13 protein-coding genes and 1 tRNA gene are annotated in these 19,330 nt (G+C 56.5%); 7 read left to right on the top strand and 7 right to left on the bottom strand.

The features are described from left to right. Window positions 1-925: 925 nt before the first annotated feature. The gene (locus A8B84_RS06600) at window positions 926-1,621 is read left to right on the top strand and encodes a hypothetical protein (RefSeq protein WP_058340672.1); all 696 of its coding nucleotides are present in this window, start codon (window positions 926-928) and stop codon (window positions 1,619-1,621) included. Here the strand turns inward: A8B84_RS06600 and A8B84_RS06595 are convergent. Both A8B84_RS06595 and A8B84_RS06590 read right to left on the bottom strand, forming a co-directional pair. Beyond that, window positions 1,612-2,832 carry a tyrosine-type recombinase/integrase gene (locus A8B84_RS06595; RefSeq protein WP_058340673.1) on the bottom strand — a complete coding sequence of 407 codons (1,221 nt, stop codon included), beginning with the start codon at window positions 2,830-2,832 and terminating at the stop codon, window positions 1,612-1,614. The two genes, A8B84_RS06600 and A8B84_RS06595, sit on opposite strands and share 10 nt — an antisense overlap. 194 nt (window positions 2,833-3,026) lie before the next feature. Continuing rightward, window positions 3,027-3,103 (bottom strand) — tRNA-Arg (locus tag A8B84_RS06590). A gap of 87 nt (window positions 3,104-3,190) precedes the next feature. On the opposite strand from A8B84_RS06590, the gene A8B84_RS06585 reads away from it, so the two are divergent. Then, the gene (locus A8B84_RS06585) at window positions 3,191-3,898 is read left to right on the top strand and encodes a TIGR04283 family arsenosugar biosynthesis glycosyltransferase (RefSeq protein WP_082905105.1); all 708 of its coding nucleotides are present in this window, start codon (window positions 3,191-3,193) and stop codon (window positions 3,896-3,898) included. Then, window positions 3,885-4,517 (top strand): TIGR04282 family arsenosugar biosynthesis glycosyltransferase, encoded by a 633-nt coding sequence (locus tag A8B84_RS06580; RefSeq protein WP_064227460.1) that lies wholly within the window; start codon window positions 3,885-3,887, stop codon window positions 4,515-4,517. The genes A8B84_RS06585 and A8B84_RS06580 overlap by 14 nt, the downstream gene beginning before the upstream one ends. A 5-nt stretch (window positions 4,518-4,522) precedes the next feature. On the opposite strand, the gene A8B84_RS06575 is transcribed toward A8B84_RS06580, so the two are convergent. Together A8B84_RS06575 and A8B84_RS06570 are read right to left on the bottom strand one after the other, a co-directional pair. Continuing rightward, window positions 4,523-7,345 (bottom strand): insulinase family protein, encoded by a 2,823-nt coding sequence (locus tag A8B84_RS06575; protein WP_064227461.1) that lies wholly within the window; start codon window positions 7,343-7,345, stop codon window positions 4,523-4,525. A gap of 64 nt (window positions 7,346-7,409) precedes the next feature. Beyond that, a complete protein-coding gene (locus tag A8B84_RS06570; RefSeq protein WP_008171428.1) occupies window positions 7,410-7,709 on the bottom strand; it encodes a hypothetical protein in 300 nt (99 codons plus the stop codon). A gap of 385 nt (window positions 7,710-8,094) precedes the next feature. Between A8B84_RS06570 and A8B84_RS06565 the strand changes: the two genes are divergently transcribed. Both A8B84_RS06565 and A8B84_RS06560 read left to right on the top strand, forming a co-directional pair. Then, window positions 8,095-10,080 carry an SDR family oxidoreductase gene (locus A8B84_RS06565; protein ID WP_041645140.1) on the top strand — a complete coding sequence of 662 codons (1,986 nt, stop codon included), beginning with the start codon at window positions 8,095-8,097 and terminating at the stop codon, window positions 10,078-10,080. Between the two features lie 157 nt (window positions 10,081-10,237). Continuing rightward, a complete protein-coding gene (locus A8B84_RS06560) occupies window positions 10,238-12,484 on the top strand; it encodes a methyl-accepting chemotaxis protein (RefSeq protein WP_014576668.1) in 2,247 nt (748 codons plus the stop codon). Window positions 12,485-12,558: 74 nt separating this feature from the next. Here the strand turns inward: A8B84_RS06560 and rnt are convergent, their stop codons facing one another. Both rnt and pyrC read right to left on the bottom strand, forming a co-directional pair. Then, window positions 12,559-13,215 (bottom strand): ribonuclease T, encoded by a 657-nt coding sequence (gene rnt / locus A8B84_RS06555; RefSeq protein WP_075267700.1) that lies wholly within the window; start codon window positions 13,213-13,215, stop codon window positions 12,559-12,561. Window positions 13,216-13,259: 44 nt separating this feature from the next. Next, on the bottom strand, window positions 13,260-14,291 hold the full coding sequence (pyrC, locus tag A8B84_RS06550; protein ID WP_064227463.1) for a dihydroorotase: 1,032 nt from the start codon (window positions 14,289-14,291) through the stop codon (window positions 13,260-13,262). Between the two features lie 183 nt (window positions 14,292-14,474). Between pyrC and A8B84_RS06545 the strand changes: the two genes are divergently transcribed. Then, on the top strand, window positions 14,475-15,392 hold the full coding sequence (locus A8B84_RS06545; protein WP_064227464.1) for a flagellar protein MotY: 918 nt from the start codon (window positions 14,475-14,477) through the stop codon (window positions 15,390-15,392). Between the two features lie 6 nt (window positions 15,393-15,398). Here A8B84_RS06545 and A8B84_RS06540 read toward each other — a convergent pair whose 3' ends face one another. After that, a complete protein-coding gene (locus A8B84_RS06540; protein ID WP_008171440.1) occupies window positions 15,399-16,325 on the bottom strand; it encodes a histone deacetylase family protein in 927 nt (308 codons plus the stop codon). A 208-nt stretch (window positions 16,326-16,533) separates the two neighbouring features. Between A8B84_RS06540 and A8B84_RS06535 the strand changes: the two genes are divergently transcribed. Beyond that, window positions 16,534-19,278 carry a GNAT family N-acetyltransferase gene (locus A8B84_RS06535; protein ID WP_008171442.1) on the top strand — a complete coding sequence of 915 codons (2,745 nt, stop codon included), beginning with the start codon at window positions 16,534-16,536 and terminating at the stop codon, window positions 19,276-19,278. The last annotated feature ends 52 nt before the right edge of the window (window positions 19,279-19,330 follow it).

Below are 19,330 nucleotides of genomic sequence, written 5' to 3'. Positions count from 1 at the left end.
TTTTACCAGCCTGTGAGCCTCGAATGGTAGTTGGCGATAATCTTCAGCACTGAGTGTTATGAGCCATAAGGTCCCAGAGTATGCAGACTCTCTGTAGCTGTCATGCTTCAGATTCAGAATGTATGCGCTTCCCACTGTTCCAAACAACCTGCTGCTGGACACTCCTGGAACGACTCGGCGAATGTATCCAAGCTCGCGAAGTTTGGAAATATGGTTCCGAATTCGGTCTGGTCCCATTCCTGTGTGAACAACTAGGGTAGATATGCCTGCATCTCTGACGACTCCCTTTTCGTCCGAAAGCGCAAGAAGCGTTGCAAGCAGTAGTCGGGATGGAATTTTGAGTTGATGTCTCCGGTCTGTAGCGCTTGAACCTTTATCTGGGGCGATCAAGCTCTCAATGAGCCGGTGATGGGGCAATGGGATAGTGCTCGAAGCATCTAGCGCTGCCTTCAACTTAGTCGTCACGTCGTATCGACTCTTTGGCCGGCCCTTCCCGGGCTGAGCCACAGGCGTTACTGACAGATATCTTGCTTCGGTCAGCTCCTTTAGCGCCTTTCCCGTTTGGCTGCGACCCATCACCAATTTTTTGGCAACGTCCTCAACCCTGAGTACTCCTGGCAGGCCTAAGGCATCTGTCATAAAAAATCTTAAAAGGAAAAAACGTGTTTCCGGTCCTATACTGTCCGAGATTTGAGTGATGCAAAGCCGCACGTTATACAATCCTTTTGCCGAATAAGCGTCTTAAAAAATACCTATAGGTAAAACCTCGTAATTTATACTTAGTGTAGCACTTGTTAGAGACTAAGTAGTTAGACTTAATGTAATGCTTAATTTAATGTGTTTGTTCCACGTCTTAGCATTCCTGTTTAAATTGCAGCGAGTATGTGTGGGCGGAGAGTTAACCATCGAGGTTCATTGAGAAGCTATGAAGAATTGGCTGAAACAGTATTTTGGTTGGTTGAATCTGAAAGATGAGAAGGAGGTTGAGTGGGGGATCAATTATTTGACGGAGCGAGGCGTTTATCCTTCATCTTGGGTGAATGATCGTGATGCTTCGTTCTTTCGCTATTTGATTGTAGACATTGCCGCTGACGAGAAGGGATATGCCCCCATTTTGGAGAAGATGAAGAGGGCGCACTCTTCTCGAGATCGGAGAAAAGACCCGAAGAAGAAGCCTGTTCAGTTTCACTTGTCTAAGACCGCCAATTCAGCGCTCGCCAAATTGGCGAAAGACGAGGATATGACCAAAGTTGCGATGCTCGAGTCGTTGATCCTGAAAATGGACGAGCTGAAGCGTAAATGTGCAGAGGAACTTCGAGATGACAAAGAGGAGTTGGCGAGACGGTTTTCTAAGAAGGTTACGGCTGTTGAGAGGAGGACTGAAGAATCTTATCTAGGGCGAAAAAACGAGGAGCTCAAAGTGGAGCTGGCTACCTGGCGGGCGAAGGCTTTGCGATCAGAAAATGAGATGAAAGCGGCGCTTCAGAGGTTGTGCGAGCTTGAAGTAAGTGCAGGTATTTCCGCCCATGACCGAGTATCCCTTACCTACGAGCAAGAGGACGAAGTGAGGAAAAGATACCTCACTAGGCTCAAGCCGGGGTTGGGAATAGGTCAAGCTTGATTGAGTAGCTTGTCCAGGTAGTCAGCCCATGCTTGCATCATCATAGTCCGGTCCTTTAAACGAGCGGATCGATTGTATGCGGCAGCCACCTGATCTCTCTGTTTGTGTGCGAGTTGGAGCTCAATAACCTGATGGTCCCAGCCATGCTCGTGAAGTAACGTGGACGCGGTAGCACGAAAGCCGTGACCAACCATTGTGTTTCCATCAAACCCCATCGATCTCAATGCGACATTGATAGTGTTTTCAGAGAGGGGGCGGCCGACGCGGGTGGATTCGAATACCAGATTTTTACCGCCTGTAATTGTGTGGAGCTCTTTCAGTACTGACACAGCCTGCCTCGGTAGAGGAACAATGTGATCCGGTACTTGACCGGCTCGTTTTGCTTTGAGCGTGCCTTTCATCCGTTTTCCCGGGATAACCCAGGTGGCGGATTCGAGATCTATCTCCGTCCACTCAGCATTGCGGAGTTCGCCAGGGCGCAAGAAGAGCATAGGGGCTAGCTTCAGTGCTGCTCTGGTGGAGGCGTGGCCACCGTAGGCCTCAATGGCCTTTAACAGAGAACCGAGTTCGGCCTGTGTTGTAATTGCCGCTCTATTTCGTGTGGGAACTGTCTTGAGTAGACCCTGTAGAGCTGACGTGGGATCTGTTTCTGCTCGGCCTTCGGCGATGGCGTACCGGTAGATCTCACCAATGCGCTGACGGATGCGGTGCGCGGTCTCGTGTTTACCCTGGTTCTCGATTTCGCGAAGTGTTTCCAGAACTTTGGCAGGCTTGATGTCTGCGACGGGCAAGTGGCCGAGTTTCGGGTAGGCCCAGGTTTCCAGCCTTCTGCGTGCCACTCTCAAGGTGCCTTCGGAGAGCTCTCCTTTTTTCAGCTTCAGCCATTCTTCCGCAACAACCTTAAAGGTGTCGCTTTTCTCCTGCTCGGCGGCTTTTTCCTGCTTTTTGATCTCATTGGGGTCTATGCCGTCAGCGATTAATGCTCTTGCGTCAGAGCGCCTCTGCCGGGCAAGCTTCAGTGGAACGTCTGGGTATACCCCCAGCGCCAACGTTTTTTCTTTGCCGCCGAATCGGTATTTCATGCGCCAATACTTGCCCGACGGCTGGATATACAGGTACATGCCTGCACCATCTGAGAGCTTTGTGCGTTTGCCGTACTTTTCGAAGCTGGCAGATTTGATCTGTCTGTCGGTCAGCTTGTCCGTCGCCATTGGGGGTATCCTGCAGCGGTTGGGGGTATAAAACTTACTATAACGGGGTGTATTTCAGTTTGCACCCCCAAATGTACCCCCAAAGGTTGTGGCTGAGCATGGATTTCAATGGATGTTTATGGACTAGGGGTGAGGTAAAAAATGTTTAAAAACGGTAGGTTGTGGAGGTTGGTGGATCTTGATGGAAGGGTAGTTGGTACCCCCGGCAGGACTCGAACCTGCTACCTTCCCCTTAGGAGGGGGACGCTCTATCCAGATGAGCTACGGGGGCATTATCGCGAGAAGGGCGGTATGATAGCGGGCTAAGCCCTGAGGCTCAAGGTGCGGCCCGGTTTCGGTGATTGTCACGGAGTTTGTTTTGCCAGACCCTTTCTCGTTAAGCGTGATTGTTCCTGTGTGGATGGAGGCGGCGGGCGTTACCGATACCCTGCGCGCTTTGCAACCGATTCGTACCCGGGGGCATGAGGTGGTTGTCGTTGATGGCGGCAGCACCGATCGAACCGTTGAGCTGGCCCGGCCGCTTTGCGACAGGGTTGTCGTGTCAGAGAAGGGACGGGCGCTTCAGATGAACGCCGGCGCAGCGGCAGCAAAAGGCGATCTTCTGCTCTTCCTTCATGCCGATACGCGCCTGCCGGCAAATTCCCTCGAGTACCTCGCAAGTTTCGTTCATTCCCGCTGCGCCTGGGGGCGGTTCGATGTGCGGCTGAGTGGTGAGCGGCCGCTGTTCCGGGTCATTGCCTGGTTTATGAATCAGCGCTCCCGCCTGACCGGCATCTGTACCGGCGACCAGGCCATGTTCGTGCGTCGGGATGCCTTCGATGCCCTGGGTGGCTTTCAGCCCATCCCGCTGATGGAAGATGTGGAATTTTCACGGCGCCTTTGCCTGGTGTCCCGTCCTTTCTGTATAAAAGATCCAGTTGTTACCGATAGCCGCCGCTGGCAGACCCACGGTGCCTGGCGAACGATTTTTCTGATGTGGCAGCTGCGCTGGCGGTACTGGCGTGGTGAATCGCCGGAGTCTCTGGCCCAAATCTACCGATCGGATGTGCGCAATGCCTCAAAGTAATTCTCCCTCGGCGGTCTTCCTGCAGTTTGCAAAATGGCCCGAGGCCGGGCGGGTCAAGACCCGGCTAATGCCCGAGCTAGGCCCGGTAGGTGCACTTCATGCCCATATTCGACTTACTCTGGCGGTGCTGGATAACCTGTGTGCGACGGGCTACCCGGTGGAGTTCTGGTGGGACCGACCGGTGGATGACCGACCCGGGGAGGCCGAATCGATTGTTGAAGAGCTTGAAGGTGCAGGTCTGCATCAGGGCGTCCAGCAGGGCAGGACGCTCGGGGAACGGATGTACCGCGCCCTCAGTCAGTCTCTTCGGGATTACGACAGGGCCCTCATTGTTGGCAGTGACTGCCCGTCGGTGGACCCGGATTACGCCCGTAAGGCGGTCTCATGTCTGGCGGATTATGACGTCGTGCTCGGCCCGTCTGACGATGGCGGCTATGTCCTGATTGGCGCTTCGAGAGTGGCTGAGGGGATGCTGGACGACATCGCCTGGGGCACGCCGGAGGTTCTGACCCAGACCTGTGATCGTCTGAAAGAATCGGGGCTCAGCTACTGTCTGCTGGAGCCCCGCTGGGATGTTGACGAGCCCGAGGACTGGGCTCGCTTTTTGAGGACCTGCTAGCGCTTTCAGCTGGCCGGCACCGGCGGCAACTCTGTCAGCCTGCCCAGGGCCCGGCTCGCCTCCAGGCCATCACCGCCGGTAACAACCTGAAGGCTCTGGGCCCGCTCCAGAACCGCCTTCCGGAACGTCTCAAGCAGTGCCTGTTGGCTGACCTGTTCTACCGCGTTGGCCAGTTGCTGCCGCGAATCGAAGCTGTCCATGCCGCGATCAATCTCACGCCAGTAGCGGCTGGAAATCTCGCCTAGTTGCCGGTCACGCTCAAGCAGCTTGCTGATCACAGCCTGCTTTTCCCGATCCAGGCGCTCCGGTGTCAGCGCTGTCAGGGTTTCCTCGAAGCTATTCGAGAATTCCTGAACGGCCTGGTCGATTTCCGCCCGGGTGGCAGACGGCGACTGCACAACAAACCCGAGGGCGGGTGTTTCCAGCATTTCGAAAGCCGTCGCGTACACGATGTAGCCCAGCTGGCGGTTGGTGCGGATCTCTTCATAGAAAGGGCTGCTTATGATCTGGGCCAGCAGACGGAAACGGGCCCGTTCTTCAAAGCTGGTGTTGTCGCCCTGCATGTAGAGTGTATAGCCGGTGTCCGGGTGGTCTACTTCAATGGAAACCTTCGTTTCATTGTCTGGCAGCTGACGTACCTGGCTGCGCTCTACCTGGGCCAGCTCGCTGTTGCCGAGAACAAGAGCGTCAATCTGCCGTGCCAGGTTCAGAGCCGAGGCCTCTGTGAGGTTCCCATGGGCCAGCATAACCGGGTCAACTTGTGAGAGCAGGGTTTCCGAGAAGGACTGAAGTTCATCGAGAGTCACTTCCCGGGCGGCCTTCAGCTTGTCGTCGGTGGGCCAGGCGCCTTCGATGAGGGACGTCTGCACGAACTCCGAAGTCTGTTCCACCGGGCGATCCTTGGCCTTGTTTTGCAGGCCGTCGATCATCTGTTGCCGGGCAATCTCAAAACGTTGTTCGGTCAGTTCCGGTGTGGCCACCTGAAGCAGTATCCGGTTCATCAGAGTATGGAGTTTGTCGTTATAGCCGCCAACACGGACCGTGATACCTCGGAGATGCGGGTAAACGCTGTAATCCAGGCCCGCGAGGCTGGCGGAGTATGCCCAGGCATTCAGGTTGGTATTGATGGCGTCGACCAGGAGCTGGGTGAGCACATAGCTGCGGGCCGAAGCGCGGGCGGCTGGCGTTCGGAGACCCACGAACACGTTGGCCTTCGGGGTATCAAACCGGGTATCCCGGGCAAACCAGACATCCATCCCCTCAAGCGCGCCCAGCCTTGTCGGCTGCTCCATGGTTTTTCCCGACACCATCGCCAGATCTTCCGGCACGAACGGATTCTCCGGCGGCAAGCGCAACTGGGCTGCGAGCTCTGGCAGGCTCTGAGTCCTGAGCGCTTCTGGACTGAGAGCTTCCCGGGTCCAGGCGGCGTCGTACCAGTTGGTACGATTCGGATTCTCCAGTTCTGGTTCCGGTGCCAGAACGAAGGCAAGGAGGTTGTCCGGCGTCAGCCTGTCCAGAATGTCGCGGTACTGCTCTGGCGCAAAGCGCTTGACCAGCCAGGGCGCCCGCAGGACGTCTTCCGGGGGGTAGTCCTGCAGGTATCGAGAGAGGCGCATGGCTTCATGCATGGGGTTGCCCTGCTCGCGGAACCGGAAGTCAATGCGTGCCAGGTTCTGCATTTCCAGGAAACGTTGCTCGCTGATCCCTTTCTGGCGAATCTTCTCAATGTAATCAAACACCAACGGCAGAATGTCCTCGTGGCGCGACAGCCCTTCCGGTGTCAGTGAGATGCTGATTTCCAGGGTGGCGTTCTCGCCGGTATCCATGCCCAGACCTGCGGAGAGGCTTTCCGCCAGACCGGCCCGTTTCAGAACATCGAACAGGCTGCCCGGGCCCTCGTGGCCGAGCAGGTTGGCCACGTAGCTGGCGGGTTTGGTGCGGTAGTTCGCTTCTTGGGATGGAATAGGGAAGGTGAGCGACAGGCTTCGAACGTCCTTGAGTGCTTCTGCTGTGACCTTCGCTGGCAGCTCATCTGAGCGGTACAGGCTGGCGACGTGACGCTTGGTCTCAAGGTTGCGGTTTTCAATGGCATCGAACCGCCCTCGCACCATGGATTCCAGTTCGTCCAGGGTTTGGGGCCCGTAAACCGCCAGGCTCATGATGTTCGAGGAGTAATGCTGCTTCCAGAACTCGATCAGGTCCGGCCGAAGGGGATTTGCTTCCGTATTCTCAAGGGTGCTCAGGTTTCCGACGGCAAAGTGACTGAAGGCGTGATCCGGATTGCTAACGGCCTTCTTGACGGAATAGAAGCGTCGACCATCGTCTTTCTGTTTGGCGCTGAACTCCGAGTGCACAGCGTTGCGCTCACGATCCACCAGTTCGGCGGTAAATAGGGGCGCGGAAAATTGCTGGGCGAACCGATCCAGTGCCGGTTCCAGAAATTCGGCCTGAACATCGAAGAAGTAGTTCGTGTCCTGGAACGCGGTGAAGGCATTGTGCTGGCCACCGTGGCTCTTGATGAACTGCTGGTACTCGCCCGGATCGGGGTATTTCTCGGTCCCGAGGAAAAGCATGTGCTCGAGGAAGTGGGAGAGGCCTTCGCGCTCCGCCGGATCATCTCCGCTACCAACAGCAACGTTCATTGAGGCCGCCGCTTTGTCTGCATCCTCATCAGACACCAGAATGACCTTCAGGCCGTTGTCCAGTTCGATGAACCGGTACTGGTTGTCGTCATTGGGGCTCTTCTCCGGAATCTGCGCAGAAAGAGCAAGGGTGCTGAACAGCAAAAGTATGAGCAGGGAAAACAGGCGTGAGATCGGGTTCTGCATGGAGTTCTTCCTGACGGTACGTGTGTTCATAGGCCCTCTGGGATCCGGAGAAGAGGTTTGCGAATCAGTGCATCAGCGCGTTGCGGGTGCTTTCAGGCTGCTGGTCAAGTGTTTTACGTGCCAGGTCTGCGGCTTTCTCACTGTCCAGCTGGCCCGAGGCAATACGCTCGAGAACCGTGGCCATAATGGCGACGGACTGGCGATAATCGGCGAACTCGGCCTGGAAGGCCTTGTCGATGGCCTCGTAGACCGCCTGAATTTTCTCTTCCCGTGAACCAGCGTTATCGGCTGTGTCGTTGATGGCCTTCAGGCAGGCCCGGGCAATCGAAATGTAGCGTTCCGCGTTGGGATTGTCTTTCTGCATAGTAGGGGTTCCGAAGGTCGGTGTTCCTGTGAAAACAAGAGATGCCAAAAGGCGCGATAAGTTCCCGATTATGTCATTGCTGGCGGGCGCTTTCATTGCATTGTGGTAATCCGGAAATTGAGCATGCACGGGGCAATTCCTGTGCTAGTCTCAAAAACATTGTGTCGACGAACCGGACAGGCATGTCCCGCTTGTCGGGTCAGAAATTTAGAGTAATAGCTCTATACAAAACAAAGGGTTACAGAGTAAAAGCTCTAAAAAAGTTCGATACATGAAGGTTGCAATTAAGTACAATGCCGGCGTTTCCGGAAAACTCTAAGACTTTAGTCGTATGGGTGCCGGCATGGATAGACAACAACAGAGCAACAGGCAGGGTGGAAGATTGATGAATTATTTCCTGACGGGTGGCACCGGATTTATTGGCCGTTTCCTGGTGGAGAAGCTTCTGGCACGTGGTGGCACTGTCCACGTATTGGTGCGTGAACAATCCCAGGACAAGCTGGACAAATTGCGTGAGCGCTGGGGCGCGGATGAAACCCAGGTGAAGGCCGTCATAGGCGACCTGACCAGCAAGAATCTGGGCATCGACGCCAAGACGATGAAAGCCCTGAAAGGGAAAATCGACCACTTCTTTCACCTCGCCGCCGTGTACGATATGGGCGCAGATGAAGAAGCCCAGCAGGCGACCAATATCGAGGGCACCCGCGCTGCGGTGAATGCTGCGGAAGCGATGGGCGCCAAGCACTTCCATCACGTTTCTTCCATTGCGGCTGCCGGTCTGTTCAAGGGAATCTTCCGCGAAGACATGTTCGAGGAAGCCGAGAAGCTGGATCATCCGTATCTGCGGACCAAGCACGAATCTGAAAAGGTCGTTCGTGAGGAATGCAAGGTTCCCTTCCGCATTTACCGCCCGGGCATGGTGATTGGGCATACCTCTACCGGTGAAATGGACAAGGTGGATGGCCCCTACTATTTCTTCAAAATGATTCAGAAAATCCGCCACGCGCTGCCCCAGTGGGTTCCGACCATTGGTGTCGAGGGTGGGCGTCTGAACATTGTGCCGGTGGATTTCGTGGTTAACGCCATGGATCACATTGCTCATCTCGAGGGTGAAGACGGCAAGTGCTTCCACCTGGTGGATACCGATCCGTACAAGGTTGGCGAAATTCTCAACATCTTCAGCGAGGCTGGTCACGCACCCCGGATGGGGATGCGGATCGATTCCCGCATGTTCGGCTTTATTCCGCCATTCATTCGCCAGAGCTTGAAGAACCTGCCACCGGTGAAGCGTCTGACGTCGGCCATTCTTGATGACATGGGCATTCCGCCATCCGTGATGTCGTTCATCAATTACCCGACCCGTTTTGACGCCCGCGAAACCGAGCGCGTTCTGAAAGGCACCGGCATTGAAGTGCCCCGCCTGCCGGACTACGCGCCGGTGATCTGGGATTACTGGGAGCGCAATCTGGATCCGGACCTGTTCAAGGACCGCACGCTCAAGGGCACGGTTGAAGGTCGCGTCTGTGTGGTGACCGGTGCTACATCTGGTATTGGTCTTGCAACTGCCCAGAAACTGGCAGACGCCGGCGCGATCCTCGTGATCGGTGCCCGCAAACTCGAGCGCCTGAAGGAAGTGGCCGCAGAGCTGGAGTCCCGGGGCGCAAGCGTACACGCCTATCCCTGCGATTTTTCCGACATGGATGCCTGCGACGAGTTCGTGAAGACCGTGTTGGATAACCATGGCCAGGTCGACGTGCTGGTCAACAACGCCGGGCGCTCGATTCGCCGTTCACTGGATCTGTCGTTCGACCGCTTCCACGATTTCGAGCGCACCATGCAACTGAACTACTTTGGTTCCGTTCGTCTGATCATGGGCTTTGCGCCCAAGATGCTAGAGAATCGCCGCGGTCACGTGGTCAACATCTCGTCCATCGGTGTGTTGACCAACGCTCCCAGGTTCTCGGCTTACGTGGCTTCCAAATCCGCGCTGGATGCCTTCAGCCGCTGCGCCGCTTCGGAATGGTCGGATCGCAATGTCACGTTCACCACCATTAACATGCCGCTGGTGAAAACGCCGATGATTGCGCCAACCAAGATCTACGATTCTGTCCCCACGCTAACGCCGGACGAGGCTGCGACCATGGTTGCTGATGCCATCGTCTACCGGCCGAAGCGAATCGCTACCCGTTTGGGTATCTTTGCCCAGGTGCTTCATGCCCTGGCGCCCAAGATGGCCGAGATCGTCATGAACACCGGTTACCGGATGTTCCCGGATTCACCGGCCGCCGCCGGTAGCCGTTCCGGGGAGAAGCCGAAGGTGTCCAGCGAGCAGGTGGCTTTCGCCGCCATCATGCGGGGCATCTACTGGTAACGCAGTTGCCCCCGAATCGAGTGGGAGGGGGAGTTATTTCCCCTCCCATATTAATGGGTTAAACGAGATTCGCCTCTTTTATAGAGTGTTCTGGGCTAAAGAAAACCAGCCGATAGCCGATGTTTAACATAAGAACAATATAAAAGAAGGGCTATTGATGACTCTCAAGAAACGTCTTTTGCTGACTTTGCTGCTGGTTGGCCTGCTTCCCGTCATTGCCATCTCATTTTTTAACGCCGAAATTGCCCGACAGAGCCTGACGGAACAGGCGTTGCAACAACTCTCTATTGCGGCTACCAATAAGCAGCATAGTGTTGAAGATTATCTCAGCACTATTGCCCGGCAGCTGAAAGCCATGGCCAATAATCGCGGGACCCGAACGGCGGCCCAGGGGTTTGGTTTGGCATTCCAGAATTATGAAAAACTGGTACAAGAGGAGCAGTCGACCTTACGAGAAAACGTCGAGGCTTATTACCAGCAGAATTTTTTGCCACCCTTGCAGCAAAATGGTGGTGCTAAAGGACGTTCAGCCTCGGACTTCGTTGCATCCCTCAGCAAAAACAGCCTGGCTCTGCAGATGGGTTACATCGTGGACAACCCGAATCCTGTGGGGCAGAAAGACGAATTGGTATCGGCTGACGTCCATATCGCGCAGTTTTATAACACGCTTCACAAACAGTGGCACACCTCGTTCAAGGAGTTTCAGGAGGCGTTCGGCTACTACGATATTTATCTCATTGATGCTGATACAGGCCACGTTATCTATTCCGTAGCCAAAGAGGTGGATTTCGCTACCTCCCTGAAAGACGGTCCTTACGCGGATTCTGGCCTGGCGGCAGCTTATCGTCAGGCGATGTCTGACGGACAGGATACTGCTCCGACTTTTGTTGATTTTACTCGGTATGTACCGTCCTACGGTGCGCCCGCCGGATTTGTGGCAACCCCCATATATTCCGAAAAAGATGAGCGGCTGGCCGTGCTGGCCTTCCAGTTCCCCATCGACAGCCTGAACAACATCATGATGGAACGAGATGGCATGGGCGAAACCGGGGATGCCTATCTGGTGGGGCCGGATAACCTGATGCGGTCAGACTCCTACCTGGATCCGGAAAACCGCAGTGTTGTCGCTTCCTTTGCCGACCCGGAGAATGGACGCATTAGTTCGACATCGGTGGATGAGGCCCTGGCCGGAAATTCCGGTGAAGGCGTGGTTACGTCCTACCGTGGCGAGCCAGTGTTTTCCGCCCACAGGCCAGTTACCGTAGGCGGGCTGAACTGGGCGCTGGTGGCGGAGATCAGCGAAGACGAGGCCCTGGCGCCGGTGCGTGAAATGTGGACGCTGGCGGCGATAGCCATTGCTATTGTGCTCTTGGCCGTGGCGGCCGTGGCGGTCTGGACCGCAGTGCGGATCATGAAACCCCTCGGTAAAGACCCGTCCGAATTGCAGGCACTGGCGGAACAGGTAGCTGCAGGTAACCTGGTCATTGATTCGTCCGACAGTGACAATGCCACGGGCGTATACGGCTCCATGCTCAAGATGGTGTCAGACCTGAAAGAAGTGATCTTCAAGGTTGAAGAAGCGTCCCAGCGCCAGGCCAGTGCATCTGAACAGTTGTCCGGTACCACCTCGCAGACCCTGGACAGTGTGAATCAGCAGGCAGAGCAGACTGAGCAGGTGGCGTCGGCCATTGAAGAAATGTCCTCTGCCATCAGCGAGGTGTCCCAGAATACCTCGGAATCGGCAGCCGCCGCCCGGCGCACTGATGAGGCGGTCAGCCGCAGCGCCACCGAGGTGGAATCCTCCGCTGAGGACACCCGTGCTATGGCCAGGGAACTGGAGGAAGCAGAAGCCGGCATAGAGGACTTGCGAAAGAATATGGAATCCATCACCAGGGTTCTGGATTCGATAAAGTCCATCGCCGACCAGACTAACTTGCTGGCTCTGAATGCCGCTATTGAAGCGGCCCGGGCCGGTGAACAGGGCAGGGGCTTCGCGGTGGTCGCGGATGAGGTGCGCAGCCTGGCCCAGAACAGCCAGAAGGCGACCGAGGAGATCAGTAGTTCCATCGAAACTCTGGTCAATTCTTCGGAGCGTGCTTCAAAGGTGGTTACCCGCTGCAGCACCCAGGCCAGAGGTATTTCTGAGCGGGCAGGAACCGTAGTGTTGCAGCTTCGCGAGGCAGTGGAAGAGGTTGCCCGGATGTCCGGTATGGCGGAGCAGATTGCTACGGCTTCCGAAGAGCAATCAGCCACGGCCGAAGAAGTAACGCGCAACGTATCCACAATTGCTGAAAAGTCCTTGGAGACCAAACAGGCCATGGTCCAGATCTCCGAAGCCAGTGGTGACTTGGCGGAGTTGTCTCATCAGCTCAAGGATTCTCTGTCCCGCTTTAAAGTCAGCTGAGTACGAGGCGTGCCTTCCACAATTATGCCTGGCACACATAAAAAAACCCGCTTCAGCGGGTTTTTTTATGGCGGTTACTCGGTCTCTTCGGGGATCACCGGAGGCGGAAAGCCGCCCAGTTCTTTCCAGCGATTCACAATGCCGCAGAACAGGTCTGCGGTTTTTTCCGCGTCATAGGCGGCGGAATGGGCTTCCTTGTTGCTGAACGGAATGCCCGCGAGTTTGCAGGCCTGTGCCAGAACCGTGTGGCCATAGGCCAGGCCGGCCAGCGTGGCAGTATCGAAGGTTGAGAAAGGATGGAACGGGTTACGACGGATATCGGCCCGCAGCGCGGCTGCAAAGATGAAGTTATGGTCAAAGGTGGCGTTGTGGCCCACCAGGACGGCTCGCTTGCAATCGTGGTTCTTCACCGCCTTGCGAATGGGGCTGAAGATCTCGCTGAGTCCTTCCCGCTCGGGCACCGCTTCTCGCTCCGGATTCCACGGATCAATACCGGTGAAATCAAGGGCGGACTGCTCCAGATTAGCGCCTTCGAAAGGATCGATCTGCTGAACGTGGGTCTCAGCGCGCCGCACCCAGCCGTCGTCGTCCATGGTCAGTATCACTGCCGCCACTTCCAGCAGGGCGTCCCGCTCGGGATTGAAGCCAGCGGTTTCCACGTCGACTACAACAGGCAGAAACCCGCGAAAGCGACGGGACATGGGATGCGGTGGTTTGTTTTCGTCAGTCACTCAAGCTCCGGTCTTGGCCGTGTGTGAGAAGGAATAAGTCAGGTTTACGCCAGTTTCCAGTGAACGGTTTCACCAGCCTTGAGGGGCACGATGGTTCCGTCAGCCAGCGGCAGCTCTGCCGGCATGGTCCAGGGGGCACGAATCAGGGTGATGGTATCGGTATTCCGCGGTAGGCCATAGAAATCCGGTCCGTTGAAACTGGCGAATGCTTCAAGTTTATCCAGGATGCCAAGCTCTTCGAAAATATCCGCATACAGGCCGATTGCGCCGTAGGCCGAGTAACAGCCAGCGCAACCGCAGGCTGCCTCTTTGCGATCCTTTGAATGAGGGGCGGAATCCGTGCCGAGGAAAAAGCGTTTGTCGCCGCTGGCCACCGCGTCCCTGAGCGCCTGTTGATGGCGGTTACGCTTCAGGATTGGCAGGCAATAGAGATGCGGTCGAATGCCGCCTACCAGCATGTGGTTGCGGTTGTACATAAGGTGCTGGGGCGTCAAAGTCGCACCGAGGTTGTCACCGGTGTGCTGCCGGACAAACTCTGCGGAATCGGCCGTGGTGATATGTTCCAGTACAACCTTCAGGTTCGGGAAAGCCTCGAGAGTGGGTGCCAGGACACGCTCCAGAAATACCTTTTCCCGGTCAAAAATGTCGATATCGGCATCGGTTACCTCTCCGTGTACCAGCAGCAGCATGCCACAATCGGCCATGGCTTCCAGAACCGGGTAGATGTTGCGGATATCCTTCACGCCGGAGTCGGAATTGGTCGTTGCTCCGGCCGGGTAAAGCTTGGCAGCCACAACGCCGGCAGCCCTGGCATCCCGGATGGTCTGCGCCGTCATGCTCTCGGTCAGATACAGCGTCATCAACGGCTCGAACTCGGTGCCATTGGCAGCCGCCAGAATGCGCTCCCGGTAGGCTGTGGCATCGGCTGCGGTGGTAACTGGCGGTACCAGGTTGGGCATGATGATGGCGCGACCGAAGCAGGCGGCCGTAGCCGGTACCACGTCCTTGAGAATGTCGCCGTCCCGTACGTGAAGGTGCCAGTCGTCGGGGCGTGTGAGCGTGAGCTTGTCTGTCATGGCGTTTGTCCGAAATACCTTTGGCGGGGCGAGCTTGTGCCCGGTTCTCTGGGAGCTGAAAAAATTTGGCGAATTATACCAGAAGGCGCGGGTGATTGTTTTCCGGTTGGTGGCTAAAGAACTTCCGGCTCAGGCCGTTAAACAGTCTGACTCTGCTAACTCCGGACACTGATGGCTAGCTCTATGGGATTTCGCCCCGGACAACTCCTGAATACTCTGCTGGTTGCCACGTTGCCCGTGGCGCTTCTGCCGGCAACCGCGCAGGCTGCCAGCTATGGCGCCGGAATTGAGAACAGCCAGTGGTATCTCGCCGAGTCGGTATTTGAATGCCGGCTGGTGCACGAAGTTCCCGGCTACGGTCGGGCGGTGTTCAATCATCGCGCCGGTGAAAGTCTCAGCTTTTTCCTGGAGTCTGATTCTGCATTGATGCGACCAGGGCGCGGCAGCCTTGTGGTCGAGGCACCGGCCTGGCGTCCGGGTGTGGCGCCGAAGCCCCTGGGAACGGTAAATGTATCGGATGATCGCCGTCAGGTCTCGCTGGATACCCGTCAGGCGTTCGTGGTCGCCCATGGACTTCTGGACGGGATGCGCCCGACGGTAACCAGGGAGTCGTGGTTTGATGGCCGCCCGGTGCGTGTTCAGGTCTCCAACATCAACTTTGCCGGCGAGTACCAGCGTTATCAGCGCTGTACGTCCAATCTTCTGCCGGTAAACTTTGATCAGATCCAGCGCTCGAGGGTGCCCTTTGCCAGTGGCAGCACGCAATTGTCCGATGCCGACAGGCAACTACTGGATAACATCGTCGCTTATGTGAACGCAGATTCCACGGTTGAGCGGATTTTCGTGGATGGTCATAGTGACAGTATTGGCAGCCGGATCGACAACCGTGCGCTTTCCGAAGATCGCGCCAATGTGGTGGCCGACTACCTCAAGGCGAGCGGTATTGATGAAAACATGATTACCGTTCGGGCTCACGGCGACCAGTACCCGGTATCCAGCCGGCCCGCCGATAACCGCCGCACCAATATCCGCCTGCAACGGGCCGGTGACCGCCCGGAACTGCAGCAGGCTAACGGCTATGGCGGCGAACCCAGGGGCTGATTGGCGTCAGTAAACCGAATCCAGTACTTCCAGGTGGGCATTGACGCTTTCCGCCAGGGCCCGCAGATGGTACCCGCCCTCCAGGGTTGAAATGATCCGGTCATTGCTGTGCTCACTGGCGACACCCACAATCATTTCCGTTAGCCAGCGATAATCTTCCGTATCCAGATTCAGTTCTGCCATCGGATCCAGCCGGTGGGCATCAAAACCCGCCGAAATCAGGATCAACTGCGGTTTGAATTCATTCAGGCGCTTCAGCCATCCCGCCTCCACCTGCTTACGGTACTCTTCAGACGAACAGTTTGCCTCAATCGGAATATTCACGATGTTGTCGGCCTGCCGGTGCACGTGGGAGTGCGGGTAGAAGGGATGCTGGAAGCTTGAGCACATCAGGATACGCTCGTCGCCACTGACAATGTCTACGGTGCCATTGCCCTGGTGCACGTCGAAATCGATGATCGCGACCCGCTCCAAATGATGAAAGGTGAGGGCGCGCATCGCGGCCAGGGCAACGTTGTTGTAAAAACAGAACCCCATGGATTTCGCCCGCTCGGCATGGTGCCCGGGCGGCCGGGCACACACAAACGCGTTGGTAACCTGGCTGCTCATGACCATATCCACGGCCTGGATATTGGCACCAGCTGCCAGACGAGCGGCTCGAAGGGTGTCGGGCATCATGGCCGTGTCCGGGTCGGTAAACACGCGGCCGCGGGTCGGTTGCATCAGGTCCAGTTGATGGAGATATTTTTCCGGATGCACCATCAGAAGCTGATCACGGGTGATTTCTTCCGGCCGCACCCAGTCCAGCTTCTGGTCCAGGCCAGTATCAGCAAGGTAGCTGATGATGGCCGCCAGCCGCTCAGGGCTTTCCGGATGTTCCGGCCCCATGTTGTGTTTCATGAAGTCATCGTGGGAAAAGAATGCCGTGGTCATACGTCTCGGACTGCCTTCGATATGCTTATATTTTCTTCAAGCTTATCAGGGAAAACTGCACGATGCCGTGTTTCTTTGGTCTTATAACGGCGATAGTCATTTCACATCGGGGTATCAAGGCCTAAGATAAGAGTTACACTCATAAGTAACCTGTTTTATTACATTTATTTCCCAACGGTCTGCCGGCCGCATACAAAGGAGAGTCAGCTTGAGCACCCGGTATCTGGAGAGCCTGTTTAATCCCGCGTCCATTGCGGTGATCGGTGCGTCGGAGCGGGCAGACAACCTTGGCGGTATGGTGTTGCGGAACCTGATGGGGGGCGGTTATCCCGGCCGGTTACTGGTGGTTAACCAGAACGATTACGACAACGTGCACGGGGTGCCCTGCGTCAAGAAAGTCTCGAAAATGGAATTTTCCCCGGACCTGGCAATCATCTGTACGCCGCCGGATACCGTGGCCAAGACCATCAAGCGGCTGGGGGAGGCCGGGGTGCGCACCGCGATCGTTATGACCGGTGGCATGTCACGTACTCACAGTAAAACCGGCCAGCCCCTGATGTATTCCGTTCGTGAAGCGGCCCGGGAGACCGGAATCCGGGTACTGGGCCCCAACACCATTGGCCTGATGGTCCCGGCACGCAGCCTGAACGCTACCTACGCCCATATGGGCGCCATCCCTGGCCGGGTTGCCTTCGTTGGCCAGTCGGGCACCATCGCCAGTTCGGTCATAGACTGGGCATTCGCCCGTGGTGTGGGGTTTTCCTATTTCCTGACCCTGGGCGATGGCATGGATATCGATCACGACGACCTGATCGACTACCTGGCGCAGGATACACAGACCCGTGCGATTCTCCTGCACATCGAAAACATTCCCAATGCCCGCCGCTTCATGTCGGCGGTTCGGGTGGCGTCCCGCACCAAGCCGGTGATTGCGGTGAAGTCCGGTCGGGTACCGGAGTCGGAGTGGTTTCCCCACGACCTCCCTGATGGCCTGAAACGCAGCGATCCGATCTACGACGCCATGCTTCAGAGGGCAGGTGTGCTCCGGGTGGATGGCCTTGGCCAGATGTTTGATGCGCTCGAGACATTGACGCGGATGCGTCCCCTGCGCCGCGAAACCCTGGCGATCATGGCCAATGGGGTCGGCCCCGGGGTGTTGGCCGTGGACCGGTTGGCCGATCTTGGTGGTGAACTGGCAGAGCTGTCGAAATCCAGCATTGAGAACCTGGCCGAGCTGCTGCCACCTTACTGGACCCGTAAAAACCCCATTGACCTTAACTACGATGCCTCGCCGGAACTTTACGGCCAGGCCATCAAGATCCTGGCAAAGGATCCGGAAGTGGCAAACGTTCTGGTGATGTATGCCCCGAGTCTGACGGAGGACAGCCTGCAGATTGCGGACGCGGTTGTGCAGGCGTCCAAGGGCACACGTCTGAATGTGTTCACCTGCTGGCTCGGCCAGAGTACGGTCATGGATGCGCGGGAAGAGTTTTACCGGGCCGGGCTGCCGTCGTTCTTCAATCCCGAAAAAGCCGTGATGGCATTCATGCAACATGTTCGTCACCAGCGGGTTCAGCGGCTGCTTACGGAAACGCCGGAATCCTTTACCGATCACTTTGCAGACCGCACCCATACCCGTCATGTGGTCAACAGGGCCCTTCGAGCAGGTCGGTATCACCTGTCGAACCGGGAAGCGCGGGATCTGGTGCGGGACTACGGGATCAGCACCATCGAAACCATGTACTGCGACGATATGGAAGAGGTGCTGGAGGTATTTGCGGTTGAGCGGCGCCCCATCGACATCACCATCATTCATGAGCAGGCGTGCCATCCTTTTCTGGACCTGAGTCCGACCCAGCGTCGTTACAAGGGTACGGTCCAGAAACTGAACAGCGAGGCGGCCATCATGGATTCGTGCCGCTACCTGATGGAGGAATACAAGAGCCATTTCCCGGAAAGTGGATTTCTAGGGTTTGCGGTTCAGCGTTCCTACCAGCACGTGGGTGGGATCGAGTTCAGTGTCGGCATTACCCGGGACGCATTGTTTGGGCCCCTGGTGGTTTGTGGTGCAGCTGGCGCCCAGATCAACGTGATGACCGATCGTCAGATCGCACTGCCGCCATTGAACATGGTGTTGGCCCGTGAGCTTCTGCGCCGTACCTACATGTACAAGCTGCTGAAAGAACACAGCCTGAAGCCGGAGGAGGATATCCGCGCGGTGTCCGAGACCCTGGTCACCCTCTCACAGATCGTTATCGACATTCCGGAAATCAAGGGGCTTGAGATCTCGCCCTTGCTGTTCAACGAGCAGGGGGCCGTGGCTGTCAATATTGCCATCAATCTGGCCGACAAGCCGGGGCGGCCGATTATTCAGCCTTACCCGCGGGAACTGGAGGAATGGATTGTTTTGCCCAAATCCGGGCGCCGGGTCATCATTCGACCGGTACTGGCGGAAGATGAGCCTGCCCATCGGGCGTTCCATGAGTTGCAGTCGCCGGAATCCATTCGTTACCGGTTCTTCCAGTATCGCAAGCATTTCTCTCGCGAAGACGTAGCCCAGATGGTGCAAATCGATTACGACCGGGAGATGGTTTTTATTGCCAACGCGCCCAGGGAAGACGGGGAAGGCGAGGAAACCCTCGGAACCGTGCGCACCTGGACCGATGCCGATAACCTGCAATGCGAGTTCGCGGTCATGGTGCACGATAAAATGAAGGGCGAAGGCCTCGGCGTTGCCTTGATGCAAAAGATGATCGATTACTGTCGGGCCAGGGGTACCGTGGAAATGGTGGGCAATGTGCTGCCGGATAATCGTCCCATGTTGCAGCTGGCGGAACATCTGGGCTTTGAAATCAAGTTCAATACCGAAGAGGAAGTGATGGATCTGCGGCTGGTCCTGAACGAACCGGAAAAAGACTGGCAGAGAGAGCGGCTGGGAAAGAGTGCCCACTGAAGAGCGCAAGGGAGGCCGGGTCAGATAAAGCGGGTATCTGACCCGGATTTAC

Origin of the sequence: Marinobacter sp. EhC06, assembly GCF_001650915.1 — a bacterium.
Classification (GTDB): Bacteria; Pseudomonadota; Gammaproteobacteria; order Pseudomonadales; family Oleiphilaceae; genus Marinobacter.
Note: the sequence above shows the minus strand (reverse complement) of the source record. Positions and strands in the feature narration are given on the sequence as shown.